Consider the following 18808-nt stretch of genomic DNA (forward strand, 5'->3'; position numbering starts at 1 on the left):
AGGCGCCTCAACTGGCGGCTTCACGCACCGCAGCGGACAAGCGGTCCAGCGTCTGCTGCATCAGCGTGGCGTCATCGGCCTCCACGGTGACCCGCACCACCGGCTCGGTACCGGACGGACGCAGGAACGCGCGGCCACGGCCGGCTACGGCCTGCTGCGCCACAGCCAGCGCGGACTGCACGCTTTCAGACTGCACCGTGGCCTTGGCCGAGACATTGCCCAGGCGCACGTTGACGGTCTTCTGCGGCACCCGTACCAGGCCCTTCAGTGCCTGGCGCAGGGTCTGCCCACTGTTGCGCAGCGCGACCAGCACCTGCAGGGCGCTGACTATGCCATCGCCGGTGGTGGCCCGGTCCAGGCACAGCAAGTGGCCCGAGGCTTCGCCACCGAGTACACCACCGCCCTCGACCAATGCCTGGTGCACGTAGCGGTCACCGACGTTGCTGCGCACGAACGGGATCTGCAGATCGGCGAAGGCCTTCTCCACACCGTAGTTGCTCATCAGCGTGCCGACCACCGGGCCGCGCAGGCGGCCTTCGTCCTTCCAGGCGCGGGCCAGGATGTACAGCAGGTCATCGCCGTCGACCGGGTTGCCCTGGTCGTCGGCCATCAGCACACGGTCGCCATCACCATCGAAGGCGATGCCGAGATCGGCGCGGGTCTCGCGGACCTTGGCCGCCAGGTTGTCGATATGGGTGGAGCCCACGCCGGCGTTGATGTTGACGCCATTGGGCTCGGCCCCGATGCCGATCACTTCGGCACCCAGTTCGCGGAACAGCAACGGTGCGATCTGGTAGGTGGCGCCGTGTGCGCAATCCAGTACCAGGCGCACGCCACGCAGGTCGAACGCGCGCGGCACGCTGGCCTTGCAGAACTCGATGTAGCGGCCGACCGCTTCGCGCGCGCGCGAAGCCTTGCCCAGCTTCTCCGATTCGGCGGTGGTGAACGGAATGTCCAGCGCCGCTTCCAGGGCCAGTTCGGTGGCGTCGTCGAGTTTCTCGCCCTGGGCGGAGAAGAACTTGATGCCGTTGTCGTAATGCGGGTTGTGCGAGGCGCTGATGACGATGCCGGCGTCCACACCCAGCGTGCGGGTCAGGAACGCCACCGCCGGGGTCGGCATCGGGCCGAGCAGCTGCACGTCGGCACCGGCGGCCACCAGGCCTGCTTCCAGAGCCGCTTCGAACATGTAACCGGAAATACGGGTGTCCTTGCCGATCACCACGATCGGCCTGCGCCCGTCCTGGCCGCGCTGGGCGACCAGGACACGGCCCAGGGCGTTGCCCAGGCGCAACACGAAGTCAGCCGAGATCACGCCCTGGCCGACCCGCCCACGGATGCCATCAGTACCGAAGTACTTGCGGCCTCCCATCAAGCCACCTCCGGCGCCGGCTGACGGCCCAGCATCGCCAGCAGGTCGGACAGGCGGTCACGCATCTCGCGGCGGTCACAGATCTGGTCGATGGCACCGTGCTCCAGCAGGAACTCCGAACGCTGGAAGCCTTCCGGCAGCTTTTCGCGCACGGTCTGCTCGATCACGCGCGGGCCAGCGAAGCCGATCAGCGCCTGCGGCTCGGCGATGTTGATGTCGCCCAGCATCGCGAAGGAGGCCGACACGCCACCAGTGGTCGGGTGGGTCAGCACCGAGATGTACGGCAGACCGGCCTCACGCAGCTTGCCCAGCGCGGCCGAGGTCTTGGCCATCTGCATCAGCGAGAACAGGCCTTCCTGCATGCGCGCGCCGCCACTCTGCGAGAAGCACACGTACGGGGCACCGATCTCGACTGCGGTTTCGGCGGCCAGCGCGAAACGCTCACCCACCACCGAGCCCATCGAGCCCCCCATGAAGGCGAAGTCGAACGACGAGGCCACCAGCGCACGGCCCTTGAGCAGGCCGCGCATGGCGATCAGCGCGTCATATTCGCCGGTGTTCTTCTGCGCGATCTTGATGCGCTCGCTGTACTTCTTCTGGTCCTTGAACTTGAGCAGGTCGGTCGGCCCCAGGCGCGCACCGATCTCGGTGGTGCTGTCGGCGTCGAACAGGGCGGCCAGGCGCGCACGCGCGCGGATCGCCATGTGGTGGCCGCACTTCGGGCAGACCTCCAGATTCTCTTCCAGTTCCGGACGGTACAACGCGCTGCCGCAGTTGCTGCACTTTTCCCACAGGCCCTCGGGGACACTGCGCTTCTTGCTGGGGGTGTTGTCGGTGCGGATGCCGGACGGCATCAACTTGCTGAGCCAACTCATGCGGGAGGACACTTCCGTTCAGGGCGGCCCAAGGGCCGCAAAGGCGGACAGTCTAGCTCCGCTTTCCCCGCCCGTGCACCCCCTTGCCGGCCACGGGGCAGCCTGAAAAAACCATGCTGGGACGTACGTTTAGGTGCTGGGTCGTGCCGGCCGCTGGCCGGCAGCCCTTGCATGTGAGCCGTCAGGCGGATGCCGGCCAGCGGCCGGCACCACCGTTACGCGTCCAGCGCCTGCCGCAGCGGGGACAGGAAGGCTCCCGCGCGCTGCGCGGCCTCTTCAGCCGAGCCCGCTTCGGCCAGCACCGCCACCAGAGCGCTGCCGACCACCACGCCATCGGCCTGGCGCGCCATCGCCGCCGCACTGGCGGCATCCTTGATGCCGAAGCCAGCCACCACCGGCACCGACGCGCGCGCACGCAGGGCCTGCAGGCGGGCGCTGGCAGCATCACTGTCCAGCCGCTCGGACGCGCCGGTGACACCGGCAAAGCTGACGTAGTAGAGGTAGCCACGGGCCAGTGCCAACAGCTTGTCGGCCCGCGCTTCGCTGGTGGTCGGCGAGGCCAGCAGGACCAGTGCCAGGCCCGCTGCATCAAAGGCCTGCTGCGCTTCACCGGCTTCTTCCGGTGGCAGGTCGACCAGCAGAACGCCGTCCACGCCTGCGTCCACGGCGGCCTTGGCGAAGTCCGCGTAACCGTGGATCTCCACCGGGTTCAGGTAGCCCATCAGCACCACCGGGGTCTGCGCATCGCGCTCGCGGAACTGCGCCACGGCCTGCAGCACGTAGCGGCTGCCCGCCCCGCGTGCCAGCGCACGCTCGGAGCTGCGCTGGATGGTCGGGCCGTCGGCCATCGGGTCGGAGAACGGCACACCCAGTTCAATCACGTCGGCACCGGCATCGACCAGCGCGTGCATCACCGGCACGGTGGCCTCCAGCGAGGGATCACCAGCAGTGATGAAGGGAATCAGCGCCTTGCGCTGCTGCTCGCGCAGTCGCTGGAAACAGGCATCGAGTCGGGATACAGGCATCTCAGGCACATCCTTCAATCAGTTCAATCGCATCGCTGGTCCCCCAGTACATCCGGGTAACCTTCCCTTCAAACAGTTCCAGGCGGATGCCCAGGTCCGAACCCGGGTCCTGCCAGGTGAGGTACTCGCCCTGGTCACCGTCGTAGGCATGCGGGCTGGACACCGGCGGTTTCGGGAACTGGGCCATGGCCTGGGCACGGGTCATGCCGATGCGCAGGCCGAACGGCCCCGGCTGTTCAACCGGCAGTTCCGCCTCATCACCCGGCTTCAGATCAAAACGGACCACGCGGTCGTCGTCGGTCATCATCGACACGCCCGGCGGCAGCCCCTTGCCGTCGTAGTACTCGCAGTCGCCTTCGAAGAATTCCCTCGCACCCTGCGCCTTCCAGGGACCCTGTGCCTTCAGGTCACTCATGTGCTGGCCAACCAGCACGTCACCGGCATGATCCAGCGCCACCGAAGCCACCGCGGGCGCGTCATCGCCGCTGGTCCCTTCTTCGGAGGGGGCATCGACAATGGGCGTACGCGCCATCGGGTCAAGATCATCGTTGGCGGCCTGCTGCACAGGCTGCGTGGTGGCTTTGGCGGCCGGTGCCAGCACCGGCGGCTCCGGCGGCTGGCACGCGGCCAACCCCAGTGTCAGCAGCAGCACACCACTGTTCCGCAGCAGCGCGCTCACAGCACCAGCCCTTCGCGCGCGGCGATGGTATGCACGTCCTTGTCGCCACGGCCGGACAGATTGCAGAGCACGATCTGGTCACGCGGACGCTCACGCGCCAGCTTGATCGCCTGCGCCAGCGCATGGCTGGATTCCAGTGCCGGCAGGATGCCTTCGGTGTGCGCCAGCAGGTGGAAGGCCTGCAGCGCTTCCTCGTCAGTGATGCCGAGATAGCGGGCGCGGCCGGTATCGGCCAGGAACGCGTGCTCCGGGCCGACGCCCGGATAGTCCAGGCCGGCCGACACGGAGTGGGTCTCGATGATCTGGCCGTCGTCATCGCACAGCACATAGGTGCGGTTGCCGTGCAGCACGCCGGGCCGACCCGCCGCGATGGAGGCGGCATGGCGACCCGTGCTGATGCCATCACCGGCGGCTTCGGCGCCGACGATCTCGACCTGGCGATCGTTGAGGAAGGCATGGAACAGACCGATGGCATTGCTGCCGCCGCCGACGCAGGCGGTGATCGCATCCGGCAGGCGACCGTACTCGGCCAGCATCTGCTCACGCGCTTCGCGGCCGACGATGGCATTGAAGTCACGCACCATGCGCGGGTACGGATCCGGTCCAGCCACGGTGCCGATGATGTAGAAGGTATCCTGCACGTTGGTCACCCAGTCGCGCATCGCTTCGTTGAGCGCGTCCTTCAGGGTGGCCGAGCCGGAAGTGACCGGTACCACCGTCGCACCGAGCAGCTTCATGCGGTAGACGTTGATCTTCTGCCGCTCGATGTCGGTGGCACCCATGTACACCACGCATTCCAGGCCCAGTCGCGCAGCAACCGTGGCACTGGCCACGCCATGCTGGCCGGCACCGGTCTCGGCGATGATGCGCTTCTTGCCCATGCGCGCGGCCAGCAGCGCCTGGCCGATGGTGTTGTTGATCTTGTGCGCGCCGGTGTGGTTCAGGTCCTCGCGCTTGAGCAGGATCTGCGCGCCGCCGACGTGATCGCTCAGGCGCTGGGCGTGATAGATCGGGCTCGGCCGGCCCACGTAGTGCGCCAGGTCGCGGTCATAGGCCGCCTGGAATTCGGGGTCCTGGCGGGCCTGGTCATAGGCCTGGGCCAGTTCCTGCAGCGGGCCGACCAGGGTTTCGGCAACGAAACTGCCGCCGTAGCGGCCGAAGTGACCCTGGGCATCCGGGAAGGCGTGGTAGTCGGCAATGGGGGAGGCAGACATGGATACGACCGGTGGTTCAGACAGGTGGATACTCTAGCGCACGGGTCGTGACCGGAAAATGGATATTATCTGGCGCATATCGTCAGGAAATCTCACATGAGCCGTTCCCTGCTTCCGCCGCTCAATGCACTGCGCGCGTTCGAGGCCACCGCACGCCTCGGTGGCGTGGGCCGCGCCGCACAGGACCTGCACGTCACCCACGGCGCGGTCAGCCGGCAACTGAAGCTGCTGGAAGACCATCTCGGCCTGGCGCTGTTCCAGCGTGCCGGTCGCGGGCTGCGACTGACAGCGGCCGGCACCCGCCTGCAGGCGGCGTGCAGCGAGGCCTTCGGCGGGATCGAGGACTGCGTGCGCGAGCTGCGCCGGCCAGCGGCCTCCCCAGCACTGGTACTGGGCTGCAGCGGCAGCGTACTGGCGCGCTGGATGATTCCGCGCCTGCCCGTGCTGCAGGCCGCCCTGCCCGGCGTGCGCCTGCAGTGGTCGGCGCTGGATGGCAGTTTCACCGAAGCGCAGGCGGCGCTGGACGCCGTGCTGCTGCTGGCGCAGGGTCCGTGGCCACGGGGCTGGCAGGTCCGCGAGCTGGCACCGGAGCGGGTTGGCGTGGTGGTGGCCCCGTCACATCCGGCGGCGCAGCGCCTGCGGCAGGCACCGCCCTCGGCACTGCTGCAGGAAACAGTGCTGCACACCAGCTCGCGGCCACAGGCGTGGCCGGCATGGGCGCAGGCACATCGCCTGGACCCATCAAAGTTGCAGCTGGGCACCGCTTTCGAACATCTCTATTACCTGCTGGAAGCAGCAGTCGCCGGGCTGGGCCCGGCGATCGCGCCCGAGCCGCTGGTGGCCGAAGATCTGGCAGCAGGCCGGCTGGTCGCACCGTGGGGGTTTGCCGCCACCGGCGGCTTCTGGGTGCTGGCGCGGCCGGATGGCCCGGCCGATGCACGGGTGGACGCCCTGGCCGACTGGGCTGCAGCGCAACTGCGATGAGACGAGGCCCCGGGCGGCATTCACCTCCCGGAGCCCGCAACGCAGGCCTCAGCGACCGCCCATCGCGACCCGCTGTTGCTCCTCATGCACCTGCTGCTGGTGCGACGGATCTGCCAGCAGCTTGGCACTGGTCTGCTCCAGTGACGGCGGCGCCTGGGCCAGATCGACGGCGGTGCGGAAGCCCGGCGTCGTGCCCATCACGAACGCCTTGCCATCCTGCACCGTGATGCTCTGCAGCTTGTCGGCCGCGTCGATACCGTTCTGCTTTGCATGCAGGGTGATATTGGCCGCAGCCTCATCGGAAAACACGCTGGGAAGCTTGCTGCGGACGGCGTTGTGCAGTGCGTGGTCCGGATGCGATGCATCGTTCAGCGACGGCCCCTTCGGTGCAGCCGCTGCAGGTTCATGGCCCTGCGCACGGCCCGCCGCCAGTGCGGCTGTGGTCTGGCGACCGACAATTCCATCGGCCGCCAGCCCCTGCTGCTTCTGGAACGCGATCACCGCTTCGCGGGTGTGGTCACCGAAACGGCCATCCTCCGACAACCGATGGCCCTGCGCATCACGCACGCCGAGCTGATTGAGGGTCTGCTGCAACGCCTGCACGTCGGTGCCACGCTGCCCCTGCTTCATCACCTCGCTGGTGGCCGCCGGGTGTGATGCAGCCGGCTGCACGGTGGCGCCAGGCCGGGACAGCGCAGGTTCGCCATTGCCATGCAGCGGCGCGCGCACCTGGAATTCCGGCTTCGGTGTCAGCGCACCAACGATGCGGGTGCTTCCGCCATCCCAGTACCCGCCCGGCCGGATGGTGACTTCGGCCGGCCCGGTGCTTCCCTGCGAGCCGATGAACTGGATGTTTCCCTGCGCGTCGTAGCCTTTGAAAATACCGACATGCTGGCCCTGCGACGAGGAGAACATCAGGATATCGCCCTGCTTCAGCGATCCGTTCGGCTTGCGTGCTTCGGCAGCCGAGGTCACATCGAAATGCTCGCGTGCGTAAGCGGTCGTGTTCGCGCCATTGAACAGCGTCGAGGTAGTGAACCCTGCGGCGTTCTCGCCACGCACGTCGTAACCTGCGTTCTTCAGGCCACGCCATACGAATGCCGAGCAATCCACGCCGAAGCGTCCGTCACCATCGAGGTCACGCTCCAGCCGGCTGCTGTCGCGACCGGGACGCGGATGGTCGGGGCGCCCGTATTCGTACTGGCGGCCCGAGGCCATGAAATGCTGATAGGCCTCGTTGTAGAGCGCGGCACTGCCAACTGCAGCCGCGGCCTGGCCCGCCGCGGGCGCAGCTGCCGAAGGCGTCTGTACCTGCGTTTGGGCCTGGGTCTGCACGGGCGTGGCCGCCTGTGCGCGCGTGGGTGGCTGCTGCGTGGCAACCTCACCCGGCTGCCAGCCCTCGAAACGGCGGATGCCGTCGGCCAGCACTTCACGCTCGCGCACGCTCATCTGGCCGACGGTCTTCGAGCGCAGATCGACACCCTGGCGATCGCCTTCGGCATAGATGGTGGCCGCCTGCTCCTTGTGGTGGGTGGTGCCGCTGTAATCCTTCGTGGAGTAGCTCGGCAGCATTTCCTCCACGGTCTTGTCGCCGAACCGGCGTTCGAGCAGCTGGATCTTCGCCACCCGGCCCGCTTCATAGCTTTCGAAGACCGCGTTGCCCCATTGGTCGAGATCGACCACGCCCTTGTAGCGCCCCTGCGCCGATTCCAGCGCCTGCTCGCGGGTACGCGGATTGGTCACCGTCTTGTCCGCGCTGCCGGCGAATTCGAACTTGAGATTGCCAGGATTGTTGTTGCGCCACGAGACGCTGCCACCTGATCGTTCGATGACACTGCCATCGTCCATTTCCAGCGTGCGCGTGGTACCTACGCTGCTGACCAGCCGGGTGATTTTTGGATCCGACATGAGCTGTTCCTTTGCCAGTAGTTGATTGGACCGCTCCCCTGGCGGTGATTACATTCCGTTGGAAAACACGTCGAGCACGTCCGCACTGACCCAGCCCTGTGCGCAGTTCCCGGCGTAACGTCCCGGCGCCGCCGCATGGCAGGCCTCGCCCCCTGTGCTGGCCAAGCCAGTGATCGGCCTGTCGCCATAGGTGTCACACAACGTGTTGCCCTTGCACTTGCCGACCGTCGCAGCGGGAACCGCAACGACGTAATAGAACAGGGGATTCTGTCCGGTGCGCCCGATGCCCTGCACGCAGACCAGCTGCCCCTTCGACAGCTTCGCGGTCACGCTGGCCTTGCTGCCGGTGGATGGCACCGCATTCAACGTCTCCACGCCCTTGGCGTCGGCTACGCCGGCAAAGAAACCCTGGTCGCCACAGTCCGGCAACAGTTCAACATCGTAGAAATCACCGCTGTCCACATCACCGGCCGTGCAGCCGCTGCCCGTACTGGCGTTGCTGCATTTCACGCCACTGGCCTGGATCAGCGCAGCCAGGCCGTCGGCAGCCGGAGCTGTGGCCGGCACTGCGGCAGGTGCGGCCGCCGGTGTGGCAGCGGCCGGTGCCGATGCTGTCGGGGCGGATGAGTCACCGGCCGCACACGCGCCCAAGGCGAGCAGCAGGCCGGGCACGAGCGTCAGGCGGGCCAGGCGGAGACGGTGGGAAGAAAGATGGGGCATATCCATTGCGTCCTCGTTCGAAAGGTAAGTCGTATCTCAAGGGTGCGGCTAGCGACACGCACACGGCATCGCACCCGGCCAGGTAAGGCTGGGCGCATTGTGTCCGATCAGATGTTCGGGGGGTGTCGACTTTTTGGCGCTGGAACCTGAATCGCCCGGAAGCGTGACTCCCATCACACTCAGGTGGCGCAGATCACTCCAGAACGGTGCAATCCGCGCGACGCACTTCCTCGACGAAGGTGCGCATCTTGTAGCCGTCCTTGATGCCCGGTTCCAGTTCGATGCCACTGGAGACGTCCACGCCCCACGGCAGCGTCGCCAGCACGGCGTCGTAGACGTTTTCCGGGTTCAGGCCCCCGGCCAGCAGGAACGGCCGGTGCAATCCGGTCGGAACGCGGCCCCAGTCGAATGCCACGCCGGTGCCGCCACCGCCTCCCGGGGCGTGGCTGTCGAACAGGAAGCCGGCAGCGCTGGGGTAGCGCAACTGCAGGGTGCGGGCGTTGACCTCTTCACGGCCCCCCATGGCGATCGCCTTCAGGTACGGCATGTTGAAGCTGCGGCAGAAGCTCTCGTCTTCCTCGCCGTGGAACTGCAGCAGGGTCGGACGTACCGTACGCAGCACCTCGCGCACTTCTTCCTTGCTGTTGTTGCGGAACAGCGCCACCACGTCGACCATCGGTGCGATCGCCTGGCGCATCGCGCGGGCCTCAGCCGGTGCGACCCGGCGGCTGCTCTCGCGGGCAAAGATGAAACCCACTGCGTCCACGCCCAGCTCACCGGCCAGGCGGACGTCGCCGGCACGGGTCATTCCACAGAACTTGATGCGCGTACGGTAGTAGGAACGGCTCATAGCGTGACCTCGGCGGGCAGATGCCAGTTGTCGGGGTACAGGGGCCCAAGGAACACCAGGCCCTGCGGCGGTGCGGTGGGACCAGCTACGGTGCGGTCGCGCCCGGCCAGCAGTTCGGCGATCCATTCCACCGGTTTTTCACCGCTGCCCACCAGGATCAACGATCCGACGATATTGCGGACCATGTGATGAAGAAATGCATTGCCACGTACTGCGACTTCGATCACTTCGCCATGGCGGCTGACCTGCAACGACTGCAGTTCACGCCGCGCATGCAGCGCCTGGCACTGCACCGAACGGAACGCGCTGAAGTCGTTCTCGCCAAGCAGGGCCTGGCCGGCGGCGTGCATCAGGGTCTCGTCCAGCGCCCGGCGCTCCCAGCTCAGGGTCTGCCGGTCCAGTGCCGGCCGCACCTCGCGGTTGAGCAGCCGATAGCGGTAGCGGCGCGCACGTGCGGAAAAGCGGGCGTGGAAATCATCGGCCACCGGCACGCACCAGCGCACTGCGATCGAGCGCGGCAGGCGGGTGGTGGTGCCGAGCATCCAGGCGCGCGGATCGCGCACCACGTCGGTATCGAAATGCACGACCTGGCACTGGCCGTGCACGCCGGCATCGGTGCGGCCGGCGCAGACCACCTGCAGCGGCGCATCAGCCACCGATGACAGGGCCTGCTCGAGGCTGGCCTGCACGCTGGGACCACCCTCGCCCAGGTTCTGCCAGCCCCTGAAATCGCTGCCGTCGTACTCGACGCCAAGCGCATAACGCATGTGCTACCTCGATGTTGCGGATGGGGCGGCGCTCAGGCCGGATCGCGTTCGGACCAGACCGCCAGTTCGTTGCCACCGGGCTCGACGAACTGGAAGCGACTGCCACCGGGGAAGGAGAACACCGGGCGCACGATCTCGCCGCCGGCGTCGCGTACGGCGGCCTCGACCGGTGCCAGTTGGTCGGCATACAGCACCAGCAGCGGTGCACCGCTGTCGCTGGCCCGCTGCGGCTGGCCACGGAAGAAGCCGCCCTGCAGGCGGCCATCGTCGAACGCCGTGTAGTCGCTGCCGTAGTCGACGAACGACCAGTCGAACACCTTCTCGAAGAAGGCACGGCTGGCGGCCGGGTCGCTGGACGCGAATTCAACGTAGTCGATGCGGCGTTCGCGGCTCATGGCAAGGTCCTTGTCGGCAGGTTCGGTCACGGCAGGCGCGCCAGCAGTTCGCGGGCCTGGGCCTGGCTGTGCAGGTCACCGCCTTCGGCGACTTCCAGCAACAGGGTGCGCGCAGTCTGCGCGTCGCCCAGATCGAGGTAGGCAATGGCCAGTTCCAGGCGCTCCTGGCCGGCACGTGGCGACCAGCCCGCGTCGCCGGCAGGCACGGCCGCGCTCGACGCGATGGCGTCGGAATGAGAGGCCTCGACGGTGCCATGGTCGATGCCGTCGATGGCTTCGCGACGGGCGGCGTCCACCGGAGCCTCGTTCTCATGCGTGTCGGCCGGCAGATCGAACACTCCACGGAACTGCGGCTGCTGTTCGGCATGCAGTGCGTAGTCCGGCACCGCCACTTCGGCCGGCGCCTGCGGTACAACGCGTTCGTCCTGCAGCGGCTCGGCGGCGACAACCTCGTCGCCGGTGGTTGCGTGATCGTCCCAGCGCGGCAGATCGGTCACCGCTTCAGGCAATGCCACCGCGTCCTCGTCGCGCAGCGCGTCGGCCTGCCAGTCGGCCCGCGCCAGGTCCTCGGCAACGGGTTCGGCGACCACCACGTCATGCACTTCGGTTTCGGTCGCCCAGGCGGGCATCGCCGGTTCCTGGCGGCCGTTGTCGGCAACAGCCGACGACCATGAGGACTGCTCGGCCAGCGTATCCAGCGCCGCACCCGCCGGCACCGCCGCGGTCAGGCCGGCGGCATCGTCTTCCTCGCGCAGCGGCGGCAGCGGCGACGGCTTGCGACGACGCAGCAGCCAGGCCGCGCCCGCCGCTAGCAGCAGTACCGGCAGCCCCAGCCAGTACCACGGCGTTGCCGCATCGCGGGCATCCGGTGCCTGCGCCAGGCGCTGCTGCGCGGCGGCCAGGTCGTTGTCCTTCATCGCGATCAGCGACTGCTGCTGTTCCTTGAGTTTTTCCAGGTCGGCCACGCGCTGCTTCAGCTCGCCGATCTCGGCATCGCGGGTGGCGATGTCCTCACGCGCTTGGCGCAGTTGTTCGTTGCCCAGCATGTCACCCTCGCTGCCGGCAGCGGTGCCGGTGGTTGTGCCCGCGTGCGCGGCGTCGGACGCCAGCGCCGGAGCGATCTCAAGTCGTGCCCCGTTGGCGGCAGCCGGGGAAGAAGCGTTCGTGGTTGCGGCCTTGGCGACCGCGGCGACGGTACCCGCGGGTTGCGGTACGGTACGCGCCTGCCGCCATTGCGCAGCGTGCTCGCGCACGAGCGCCGCCGCTTCGGCAGCGTCGACCGCAGCAAGCGCATCACTGCCTGGCATGCGCAGCACCGCCCCCTGCTTGAGCAGGTTGACGTTGCCCCGGATGAAGGCTTCGGGATTGGCACGCAGCAGGGCGATCATCGCGCGGTCGCGACTGACCTGGTTGCCACGTGCCACTGCACTGGCGATCTGCGACAGGGTCTGCCCGCGCTGCACGGTGATGCTGCCATCGGCCGCTGGTGCAGCAATCGGCGCGGAGGCCGCACGCGGGCGTGCCGATGCAGGCACCACCGCAGGTGGCGGCGCAGTGGGCGTCTCTGCTGCCGGCACCGTTGCCGAAGCTGAAGTCGGTGCAGGTTCGCGCACGATGGTATTGGAGAGCGTGCCGGCCGGCGCGACGATCTCCGGCTCGGCCACGGCCAGCGCACTGGGCGGCGCATCGACCAGCGCCGAGTACTCGCGCACCAGGCGGCCCTGACCCCAGTCGGCTTCAATCAGGAAGCTCAGCGACGGCGTCTCCACCGGCGCCTGCGAGGTGACGCGCACCACTGCCCTGCCCTGCGTGTCGCGGGTCAGTTCGAACTGCAGTTCGCTGACCAGTCCGGTTGGCCGCTGCAGGCCGACACGTTCGAATGTGACCGGTGAGGCCAGCGCCACGCGCAGGTTTTCCAGCTCGGACGGATCGGCCGAGACCACCGGGATTTCAGCCAGCAGGGGCTGGCCCGGCTTGGACAGGACCCGGATGTCACCCAACCCCAGGGCGAGCGCCGAACTGCTGGCCAAGGCGAGCAGTGCGGCGGACAGATAGGTGAGCGGGCGCTTTGCGCCCTTGGCCCGTTTATTCATGGGCGACACTATAAAGCGTGCGGACCGGGGTCCGCACCCATGTAGAGCCGAGCCCATGCTCGGCTGCATGGCCTGAGCCGAGCGTGGGCTCGGCTCTACAGAAAAGGCCGGGCATTGCCCGGCCTCTCCATCAGCGCTGCTCGGCGGCGACCAGCTCGGCCAGCTGCACGGCATTCAACGCCGCGCCCTTGCGCACGTTGTCCGACACGATCCACAGGTTCAGGCCGCGCGGGTGCGACAGGTCCTCACGGATACGGCCGACATACACCGCATCGGTGCCCGAGGCGTGGGTGACCGGAGTCGGATAACCACCGGCTTCATGGCGGTCCACCACTTCCACGCCCGCCGACTGTTCCAGCAGCGCGCGCGCTTCGGCCACGGTCACCTTGTCGCGGGTTTCGATCGCCACCGATTCGGAGTGGCCGTAGAACACCGGCACGCGCACAGCGGTCGGGTTCACCAGGATGCTGTCGTCGCCGAGGATCTTGCGGGTCTCCCAGATCAGCTTCATCTCTTCCTTGGTGAAACCGTTGTCCTGGAAGTCATCGATGTGCGGGATCAGGTTGAAGGCGATCTGCACCGGGAAGCGCTGCGGATCGATCTCCTGGAAGCTCAGCAGCTGGCCGGTCTGCTTGCCCAGTTCCTCGGTTGCCGAACGGCCGCCGCCAGACACCGACTGGTAGGTGGAGACGTTGATGCGCTCGATGCCGTACTTGCGGTGCAGCGGTGCCAGTGCCACCAGCATCTGCATGGTCGAGCAGTTCGGGTTGGCGATGATGCCGCGCGGACGGTTGGCGACCTGCTCCGGGTTGACCTCGGACACCACCAGCGGCACGTCATCGTCGTAACGGAAGGCCGAGGAGTTGTCGATCACCACAGCGCCCGCTGCTGCGAACTTCGGCGCGTATTCCTTGGACACGCTGCCGCCGGCCGAGAACAGGGCGATCTCGACGCCGCTCGGGTCAAAGGTAGCCAGGTCCTGGACCTTGACCTTCTGGCCGTTGAACTCGATCTCGCCGCCGGCCGAACGCTCGGAAGCGAGAACGCTCAGGGTACCGACCGGGAAATCACGCTCGGCCAGGATCGACAACATGGTCTCGCCGACCGCACCGGTGGCACCGACGACGGCGACGTGGAAACTGCGCTGTGCATTGCTCATGGGGGAAACTCTCACGAAAACGGGAATGGGGAAGAAACACGCACGACAGCTGGGTTCGGGGAACCTCCTCAAGCGGGGCGCGCGGAGGTTCCCTATCGTTTCCCGGTTTTTTTGCCCAGAGTCACGCGCGCGGCCATCGCCGCGTCAGCGTTGATCGCGCTCGGCATGCGCAACGGGCCGCCGTCCAGGCCTAGCCCGGCAACCAGATTATCCACGGCCAGCTGTACCATCGCCGTGCGCGTGGCCAGCGAGGCGCTGCCGATATGCGGAGTCAGCACGACATTGCGCAGCGCCAGCAGTTCGGGGCGCACCTTCGGCTCGCCTTCGTAGACATCCAGGCCGGCAGCGGCAAGGCGACCGTTGGCCAGCGCATCGGCCAGCGCGATCTCATCGACCAGGCCACCGCGGGCGATGTTCACCAGCGTCGCCGACGGCTTCATCTTCGCCAGCGCGGCGGCATCAATCAGGTGGTGCGAGGCCGGGGTATACGGCAGCACCAGCAGCAGGTGATCGGACTGCGCCAGCAGCGTGTCCAGGTCAACGTAACGGGCCCCCACCTCGGCCTCGGTCGCGGCGGGCAGCTGCGAGCGGTTGTGGTAAAGCACCTTCATGCCGAAACCATGCGCACCGCGGCGGGCGATGCCCTGGCCGATGCGGCCCATGCCAAGGATGCCCAGCGTGCTGCCGTGGACATCCGCGCCGAGCATGGTCTGGAACGACCACTGCTGCCACTGCCCTTCGCGCAGCCAGCGCTCGGATTCAGTGATGCGGCGTGCAGTGGCCATCAGCAACGCGAAGCCGAGATCGGCGGTGGTCTCGGTCAGGACGTCCGGCGTGTTGCTGGCGAGGATGCCGGCCGCACTGAGCGCGTCGACATCCAGGTTGTTGTAGCCGACGCCGACATTGGCAATCACCTGCAACTGTGCGGCGTCGGCCACCTGGGCCACACCAATGCGCTCGTTGAGGGTGATGATGGCGCCGTCGGCGCTGGCCAGCTGTTCGGCGATCTGGGCGGGCGACCAGGCGGTGACGGTGTCGGTGCTGCGCAGCTGTACGCGATCGCGCAACGGCGCGATGGCCGCGTCGATCAGCGGCTGGCTCACCCACACCGTCGGCCGCGTGTCAGCCATCGATCTGCCCGGGAATGCGCGGGGTGATCGTGCCGACATCGCCACACTGCGCGCGATGACGCAGCGCCTGGTCCATCAGCACCATCGCCACCATCGCCTCGGCGATCGGGGTGGCACGGATGCCGACGCAGGGATCATGGCGGCCGGTGGTGACCACCTCGACCACGTTGCCGGCCGTGTCCAGCGACGGGCCCGGCAGGCGCAGGCTGGAGGTCGGCTTCAACGCGATCGAGGCGACCACCGGCTGGCCGGTGGAAATGCCACCGAGGATGCCGCCGGCATGGTTGCTGGCGAAGCCCTGCGGGGTCAGCAGGTCACGGTGCTCGGTGCCCTTCTGCGCTGCGCTGGCGAAACCGTCACCGATCTCCACACCCTTCACCGCGTTGATGCTCATCAGCGCGGCGGCCAGTTCGCCATCGAGCTTGCCGTAGATCGGCTCGCCCCAGCCCGGCGGCACGTTGTCGGCGACCACGTCCACGCGCGCACCGACCGAATCACCGGACTTGCGCAGCGCATCCATGTACGCCTCCAGTTCCGGCATCTGTGCGGCGTGCGGCCAGAAGAACGGATTATCTTCCACCGCCGACCAGTCGAAACCGGCCGGCGTGATGTCGCCCAGCTGCGACAGGTAGCCACGCACGGTCACGCCGAAGCGCTCGGCCAGCCACTTCTTGGCGACCACGCCGGCGGCCACGCGCATGGTGGTCTCGCGTGCCGAGGAACGGCCGCCACCGCGCGGGTCGCGGATGCCGTACTTGTGCCAGTAGCTGTAGTCGGCATGACCCGGCCGGAACTGCTGGCCGATGTTGGCGTAGTCCTTGCTGCGCTGGTCGGTGTTTCGGATCAGCAGCGCGATCGGCGTGCCGGTGGTCAGGCCCTCGTACACGCCGGACAGGATCTCGACCTCATCGGCTTCGCGACGCGCCGAGGTGTGCCGGCTCTTGCCGGTTGCGCGACGCTGCAGGTCGTGGGCGAATTCGGCCGCGTCCAGCGCCAGCCCCGGCGGGCAACCATCGATCACGCAGCCAATGGCCGGCCCGTGCGACTCGCCGAACGTGGTGACGGTGAACAGCTTGCCGAACGAATTGGAGCTCACGGGCGCTGCGCCGCCAGTTCGGTGATGCGGGCGCTGTGGGCGATCAGTTCGCGGCACTCGACCGCGAAGATGCCCATCTGGCCAACCTTGAACTCGATCCAGGCGAAATCGACTTCCGGCAGCAGCTTGACCAGATGCTGTTCGGACTCGCCCACTTCACAGATCAGCAGACCGTCTTCGCTCAGGTGCAGCGGGGCATCGCGCAGGATCTTCAGCACCAGGTCCAGGCCGTCATCGCCGGCACGCAGACCCATCTCCGGCTCGTAGGAGTATTCCTGCGGCAGGGCATCGGTCTCGTCGTTGGTGACGTACGGCGGGTTGGTGACGATCAGGTCGTAGTGGCGGCCGGTCAGGCCGTTGAACAGGTCCGACTTGAGCAGGGTGACGTTGTGCGCCTGCAGGCGTTCCTTGTTCTCTTCGGCCAGCGACAGCGCGTCGTCGCTGAGGTCGACGCCATCCACTTCCCAGTTCGGGTAGTAATGGCCCATGGCGATGGCGATGCAGCCCGAACCGGTGCACAGGTCCAGCGCGCGGCTGACATCGCGGCCGGCCAGCCACGGCTCGAAGCCGCATTCGATCAGTTCGGCGATCGGCGAGCGCGGCACCAGGGCGCGCTTGTCGCTCTTGAAACTCAGGCCGGCGAACCAGGCCTCGCCGGTCAGGTAGGCGGCCGGGATGCGTTCGTCGATGCGGCGCTGGAACAGTTCCAGCACGCGCAGCTTCTCGGCCTGCAGCAGGCGCGCCTGGCCGTACGCCGGGCCGAGGTCGTGCGGCAGGTGCAGGCTGTGCAGCACCAGCTGGGTGGCCTCATCCAGCGCGTTGTCGTAGCTGTGCCCGAAGGTCAGTCCGGCTTCGTTGAAACGGCTGGTGCCGTAGCGGATCAGATCGATGATCGTGTGGAGTTCGGCGGCCGTTTCAGCGGTCATGGCGGTACTGCGGGCAAAGTGGCCCCCGATTATAGGGGCTGGCGCCCGCGGCGGCATCCGTTGCGGCAGAAACGATCGGGCCGCAGCCGGTATGATGGAGCCCACTTCGCGCGGGGGCTCCCATGTTCAATCGCAACGCCGGCATCATCCTGCTGATCGCCCTGGCGGCGGGTCTCGGCCTGCTGGCCGCCCAGCAGGTGTTCGCGCCGAAGCCGCCGGCCAACGCCCCGGCCACCGAAGCGATCACGCTGTACCCGCAGCCGCGCGAACTGCCCGACTTCAACCTGGCCCAGTCCGACGGCACCCGCCTGATTCCGGGCGAGCTGAAGGGCCACTGGACCCTGGTGTTCCTGGGCTTCACCTTCTGCCCCGACGTCTGCCCCACCACTCTGGCCGAGCTGGCCGGCGCGCAGAACCAGTGGGAGGCCCTGCCCGACAGCCTGCGCCCGCGCGTGCTGTTCATCTCGGTCGACCCGGACCGTGACAGTGCCACACGCCTGGGCGAGTACGTGCACGGCTTCCACAAGGACACCCTGGCCGCCACCGCCGATATCCCGTCGCTGGAGCGCTTTGCCACTTCGCTGGGTTTCGTGTTCCAGAAGGTGCCGGGCAAGCACTTCGACGAGAACCCCGAGGATTACACCGTCGAGCACTCGGCCAGCCTGGCCGTGCTCGACCCGCAGGGCCGCCTTGCCGGCCTGGTGCGGCCCCCGTTCAACGCGCCGGCCATTGCCCGCGACCTGCAGAAGCTGACCGAGAAAACCGCCCCATGAGCCTCACCACCGCCCTGACGTACGCCCTGCCCCACCGCCTGCTGTCCTCGATGGCGCGTTCGCTGGCGTACTCGGACGATCCGCGCGTGTCGCGCTGGCTGATCGACACCGTCACCCGCAAGTTCAACGTCAACCTGGACGAAGCGGCCAACCCGGACCCGCGCAGCTATGCCACCTTCAACCAGTTCTTCACGCGTGCGCTGAAGCCGGGCGCGCGCGTGGCCGATGCCGATCCGCGCAGCCTGGTGATGCCGGCCGACGGCCGCATCAGCCAGCTGGGGAAGATCGAGGCCGGCCGGATCTTCCAGGCCAAAGGCCAGTCGTTCACCGCCGCCGAACTACTGGGCAGCGACGAAGACGCCAAGCCGTACAACGACGGCCTGTACGCCACCGTGTACCTGTCGCCGCGCGATTACCACCGCGTGCACATGCCGTGGACCGGCACCCTGCGTGAGACCGTGCACGTGCCGGGCCGCCTGTTCAGCGTCGGCCCGGCCGCAGTGAACGGCGTGCCGCGCCTGTTCGCCCGCAACGAGCGTCTGGTCTGCCACTTCGATACCAGCTTCGGCCCGATGGTGAGTGTGATGGTCGGTGCGCTGCTGGTGTCCGGCGTGGAAACCGTGTGGAGTGGCGAGGAGATCCCGGCCTACGGTGACCGCATCACCCGCAAGGACTACCGCGGCCAGGGCATCCAGCTGGAGCGCTTCGCCGAGATGGCGCGCTTCAACTACGGTTCGACCGTGATCGTGCTGCTGCCGCCGGGCGTGGCCGAGTTCGCCCCGCAGCTGGGCGCCGAAAGCCCGGTGCAGCTGGGCCAGGCGCTGGCGAAGCTGCGCTGACAAAAA

The 18808-nt window shown here is 67.7% G+C and carries 18 protein-coding genes; 3 read left to right on the top strand and 15 right to left on the bottom strand.

The features are described 5' to 3' along the window. Positions 1-7 precede the first annotated feature (7 nt). The 5 genes from glmM to trpB form a co-directional block, all read right to left on the bottom strand. The gene (glmM, locus tag ACW5IY_RS15560; RefSeq protein ID WP_010483073.1) at positions 8-1369 is read right to left on the bottom strand and encodes a phosphoglucosamine mutase; all 1362 of its coding nucleotides are present in this window, start codon (positions 1367-1369) and stop codon (positions 8-10) included. Continuing rightward, positions 1369-2244, bottom strand: coding sequence for an acetyl-CoA carboxylase, carboxyltransferase subunit beta (gene accD / locus ACW5IY_RS15565; RefSeq protein WP_005410473.1), 876 nt, complete (start codon positions 2242-2244; stop codon positions 1369-1371). Before accD ends, glmM begins: the two co-directional genes overlap by 1 nt. Before the next feature lie 215 nt (positions 2245-2459). Then, positions 2460-3269 (bottom strand): tryptophan synthase subunit alpha, encoded by an 810-nt coding sequence (gene trpA, locus ACW5IY_RS15570; RefSeq protein WP_049436783.1) that lies wholly within the window; start codon positions 3267-3269, stop codon positions 2460-2462. A gap of 1 nt (position 3270) precedes the next feature. Next, positions 3271-3948 (bottom strand): hypothetical protein, encoded by a 678-nt coding sequence (locus ACW5IY_RS15575; RefSeq protein ID WP_049436784.1) that lies wholly within the window; start codon positions 3946-3948, stop codon positions 3271-3273. After that, on the bottom strand, positions 3945-5162 hold the full coding sequence (trpB, locus tag ACW5IY_RS15580; protein WP_019336660.1) for a tryptophan synthase subunit beta: 1218 nt from the start codon (positions 5160-5162) through the stop codon (positions 3945-3947). The genes ACW5IY_RS15575 and trpB overlap by 4 nt, the downstream gene beginning before the upstream one ends. Before the next feature lie 96 nt (positions 5163-5258). On the opposite strand from trpB, the gene ACW5IY_RS15585 reads away from it, so the two are divergent. Then, entirely contained in the window at positions 5259-6146 is an 888-nt protein-coding gene (locus ACW5IY_RS15585; protein ID WP_049436785.1) for a LysR family transcriptional regulator, read from the top strand. A gap of 48 nt (positions 6147-6194) precedes the next feature. Here ACW5IY_RS15585 and ACW5IY_RS15590 read toward each other — a convergent pair whose 3' ends face one another. The 10 genes from ACW5IY_RS15590 to prmB all read right to left on the bottom strand — a co-directional run bounded on the left by ACW5IY_RS15590 (position 6195) and on the right by prmB (position 17190). Then, positions 6195-8054 (bottom strand): C40 family peptidase, encoded by a 1860-nt coding sequence (locus ACW5IY_RS15590; protein WP_100049988.1) that lies wholly within the window; start codon positions 8052-8054, stop codon positions 6195-6197. Positions 8055-8102: 48 nt separating this feature from the next. Next, a complete protein-coding gene (locus ACW5IY_RS15595; RefSeq protein WP_100049987.1) occupies positions 8103-8780 on the bottom strand; it encodes a hypothetical protein in 678 nt (225 codons plus the stop codon). A 187-nt stretch (positions 8781-8967) separates the two neighbouring features. Further along, positions 8968-9624 carry a phosphoribosylanthranilate isomerase gene (locus ACW5IY_RS15600; protein WP_019660598.1) on the bottom strand — a complete coding sequence of 219 codons (657 nt, stop codon included), beginning with the start codon at positions 9622-9624 and terminating at the stop codon, positions 8968-8970. Next, positions 9621-10391: a tRNA pseudouridine(38-40) synthase TruA gene (gene truA / locus ACW5IY_RS15605; protein ID WP_049398724.1), complete on the bottom strand. Its 771-nt coding sequence runs from the start codon at positions 10389-10391 to the stop codon at positions 9621-9623. Before truA ends, ACW5IY_RS15600 begins: the two co-directional genes overlap by 4 nt. Positions 10392-10423: 32 nt before the next feature. After that, a complete protein-coding gene (locus ACW5IY_RS15610) occupies positions 10424-10786 on the bottom strand; it encodes a VOC family protein (protein WP_032952441.1) in 363 nt (120 codons plus the stop codon). Positions 10787-10812: 26 nt separating this feature from the next. Continuing rightward, entirely contained in the window at positions 10813-12879 is a 2067-nt protein-coding gene (locus tag ACW5IY_RS15615) for a FimV/HubP family polar landmark protein (RefSeq protein ID WP_049436786.1), read from the bottom strand. A 130-nt stretch (positions 12880-13009) separates the two neighbouring features. Further along, positions 13010-14038, bottom strand: a complete 1029-nt coding sequence (locus ACW5IY_RS15620) for an aspartate-semialdehyde dehydrogenase (protein ID WP_049436787.1) — start codon at positions 14036-14038, stop codon at positions 13010-13012. Positions 14039-14130: 92 nt separating this feature from the next. Next, positions 14131-15168 (bottom strand): 2-hydroxyacid dehydrogenase, encoded by a 1038-nt coding sequence (locus tag ACW5IY_RS15625; RefSeq protein ID WP_049436788.1) that lies wholly within the window; start codon positions 15166-15168, stop codon positions 14131-14133. Continuing rightward, positions 15161-16264, bottom strand: coding sequence for a chorismate synthase (aroC, locus tag ACW5IY_RS15630; protein WP_049436789.1), 1104 nt, complete (start codon positions 16262-16264; stop codon positions 15161-15163). Before aroC ends, ACW5IY_RS15625 begins: the two co-directional genes overlap by 8 nt. Further along, on the bottom strand, positions 16261-17190 hold the full coding sequence (prmB, locus tag ACW5IY_RS15635) for a 50S ribosomal protein L3 N(5)-glutamine methyltransferase (RefSeq protein ID WP_010483043.1): 930 nt from the start codon (positions 17188-17190) through the stop codon (positions 16261-16263). Before prmB ends, aroC begins: the two co-directional genes overlap by 4 nt. 122 nt (positions 17191-17312) lie before the next feature. On the opposite strand from prmB, the gene ACW5IY_RS15640 reads away from it, so the two are divergent. Together ACW5IY_RS15640 and asd are read left to right on the top strand one after the other, a co-directional pair. Then, on the top strand, positions 17313-17963 hold the full coding sequence (locus tag ACW5IY_RS15640) for an SCO family protein (RefSeq protein WP_010483041.1): 651 nt from the start codon (positions 17313-17315) through the stop codon (positions 17961-17963). Next, positions 17960-18802, top strand: a complete 843-nt coding sequence (gene asd, locus ACW5IY_RS15645; protein WP_049436790.1) for an archaetidylserine decarboxylase — start codon at positions 17960-17962, stop codon at positions 18800-18802. The genes ACW5IY_RS15640 and asd overlap by 4 nt, the downstream gene beginning before the upstream one ends. Positions 18803-18808: the final 6 nt, after the last annotated feature.

The organism is Stenotrophomonas sp. C-A (assembly GCF_054030835.1).

What these genes read in the sequence shown, in the direction of transcription:
- glmM (WP_010483073.1), bottom strand. Translation starts at nt 1,369, where the DNA reads ATGGGAGGCCGCAAGTACTTCGGTACTGATGGCATCCGTGGGCGGGTC.
- accD (WP_005410473.1), bottom strand. Translation starts at nt 2,244, where the DNA reads ATGAGTTGGCTCAGCAAGTTGATGCCGTCCGGCATCCGCACCGACAAC.
- trpA (WP_049436783.1), bottom strand. Translation starts at nt 3,269, where the DNA reads ATGCCTGTATCCCGACTCGATGCCTGTTTCCAGCGACTGCGCGAGCAG.
- trpB (WP_019336660.1), bottom strand. Translation starts at nt 5,162, where the DNA reads ATGTCTGCCTCCCCCATTGCCGACTACCACGCCTTCCCGGATGCCCAG.
- ACW5IY_RS15585 (WP_049436785.1), top strand. Translation starts at nt 5,259, where the DNA reads ATGAGCCGTTCCCTGCTTCCGCCGCTCAATGCACTGCGCGCGTTCGAG.
- ACW5IY_RS15590 (WP_100049988.1), bottom strand. Translation starts at nt 8,054, where the DNA reads ATGTCGGATCCAAAAATCACCCGGCTGGTCAGCAGCGTAGGTACCACG.
- ACW5IY_RS15595 (WP_100049987.1), bottom strand. Translation starts at nt 8,780, where the DNA reads ATGGATATGCCCCATCTTTCTTCCCACCGTCTCCGCCTGGCCCGCCTG.
- ACW5IY_RS15600 (WP_019660598.1), bottom strand. Translation starts at nt 9,624, where the DNA reads ATGAGCCGTTCCTACTACCGTACGCGCATCAAGTTCTGTGGAATGACC.
- truA (WP_049398724.1), bottom strand. Translation starts at nt 10,391, where the DNA reads ATGCGTTATGCGCTTGGCGTCGAGTACGACGGCAGCGATTTCAGGGGC.
- ACW5IY_RS15610 (WP_032952441.1), bottom strand. Translation starts at nt 10,786, where the DNA reads ATGAGCCGCGAACGCCGCATCGACTACGTTGAATTCGCGTCCAGCGAC.
- ACW5IY_RS15615 (WP_049436786.1), bottom strand. Translation starts at nt 12,879, where the DNA reads ATGAATAAACGGGCCAAGGGCGCAAAGCGCCCGCTCACCTATCTGTCC.
- ACW5IY_RS15620 (WP_049436787.1), bottom strand. Translation starts at nt 14,038, where the DNA reads ATGAGCAATGCACAGCGCAGTTTCCACGTCGCCGTCGTCGGTGCCACC.
- ACW5IY_RS15625 (WP_049436788.1), bottom strand. Translation starts at nt 15,168, where the DNA reads ATGGCTGACACGCGGCCGACGGTGTGGGTGAGCCAGCCGCTGATCGAC.
- prmB (WP_010483043.1), bottom strand. Translation starts at nt 17,190, where the DNA reads ATGACCGCTGAAACGGCCGCCGAACTCCACACGATCATCGATCTGATC.
- ACW5IY_RS15640 (WP_010483041.1), top strand. Translation starts at nt 17,313, where the DNA reads ATGTTCAATCGCAACGCCGGCATCATCCTGCTGATCGCCCTGGCGGCG.
- asd (WP_049436790.1), top strand. Translation starts at nt 17,960, where the DNA reads ATGAGCCTCACCACCGCCCTGACGTACGCCCTGCCCCACCGCCTGCTG.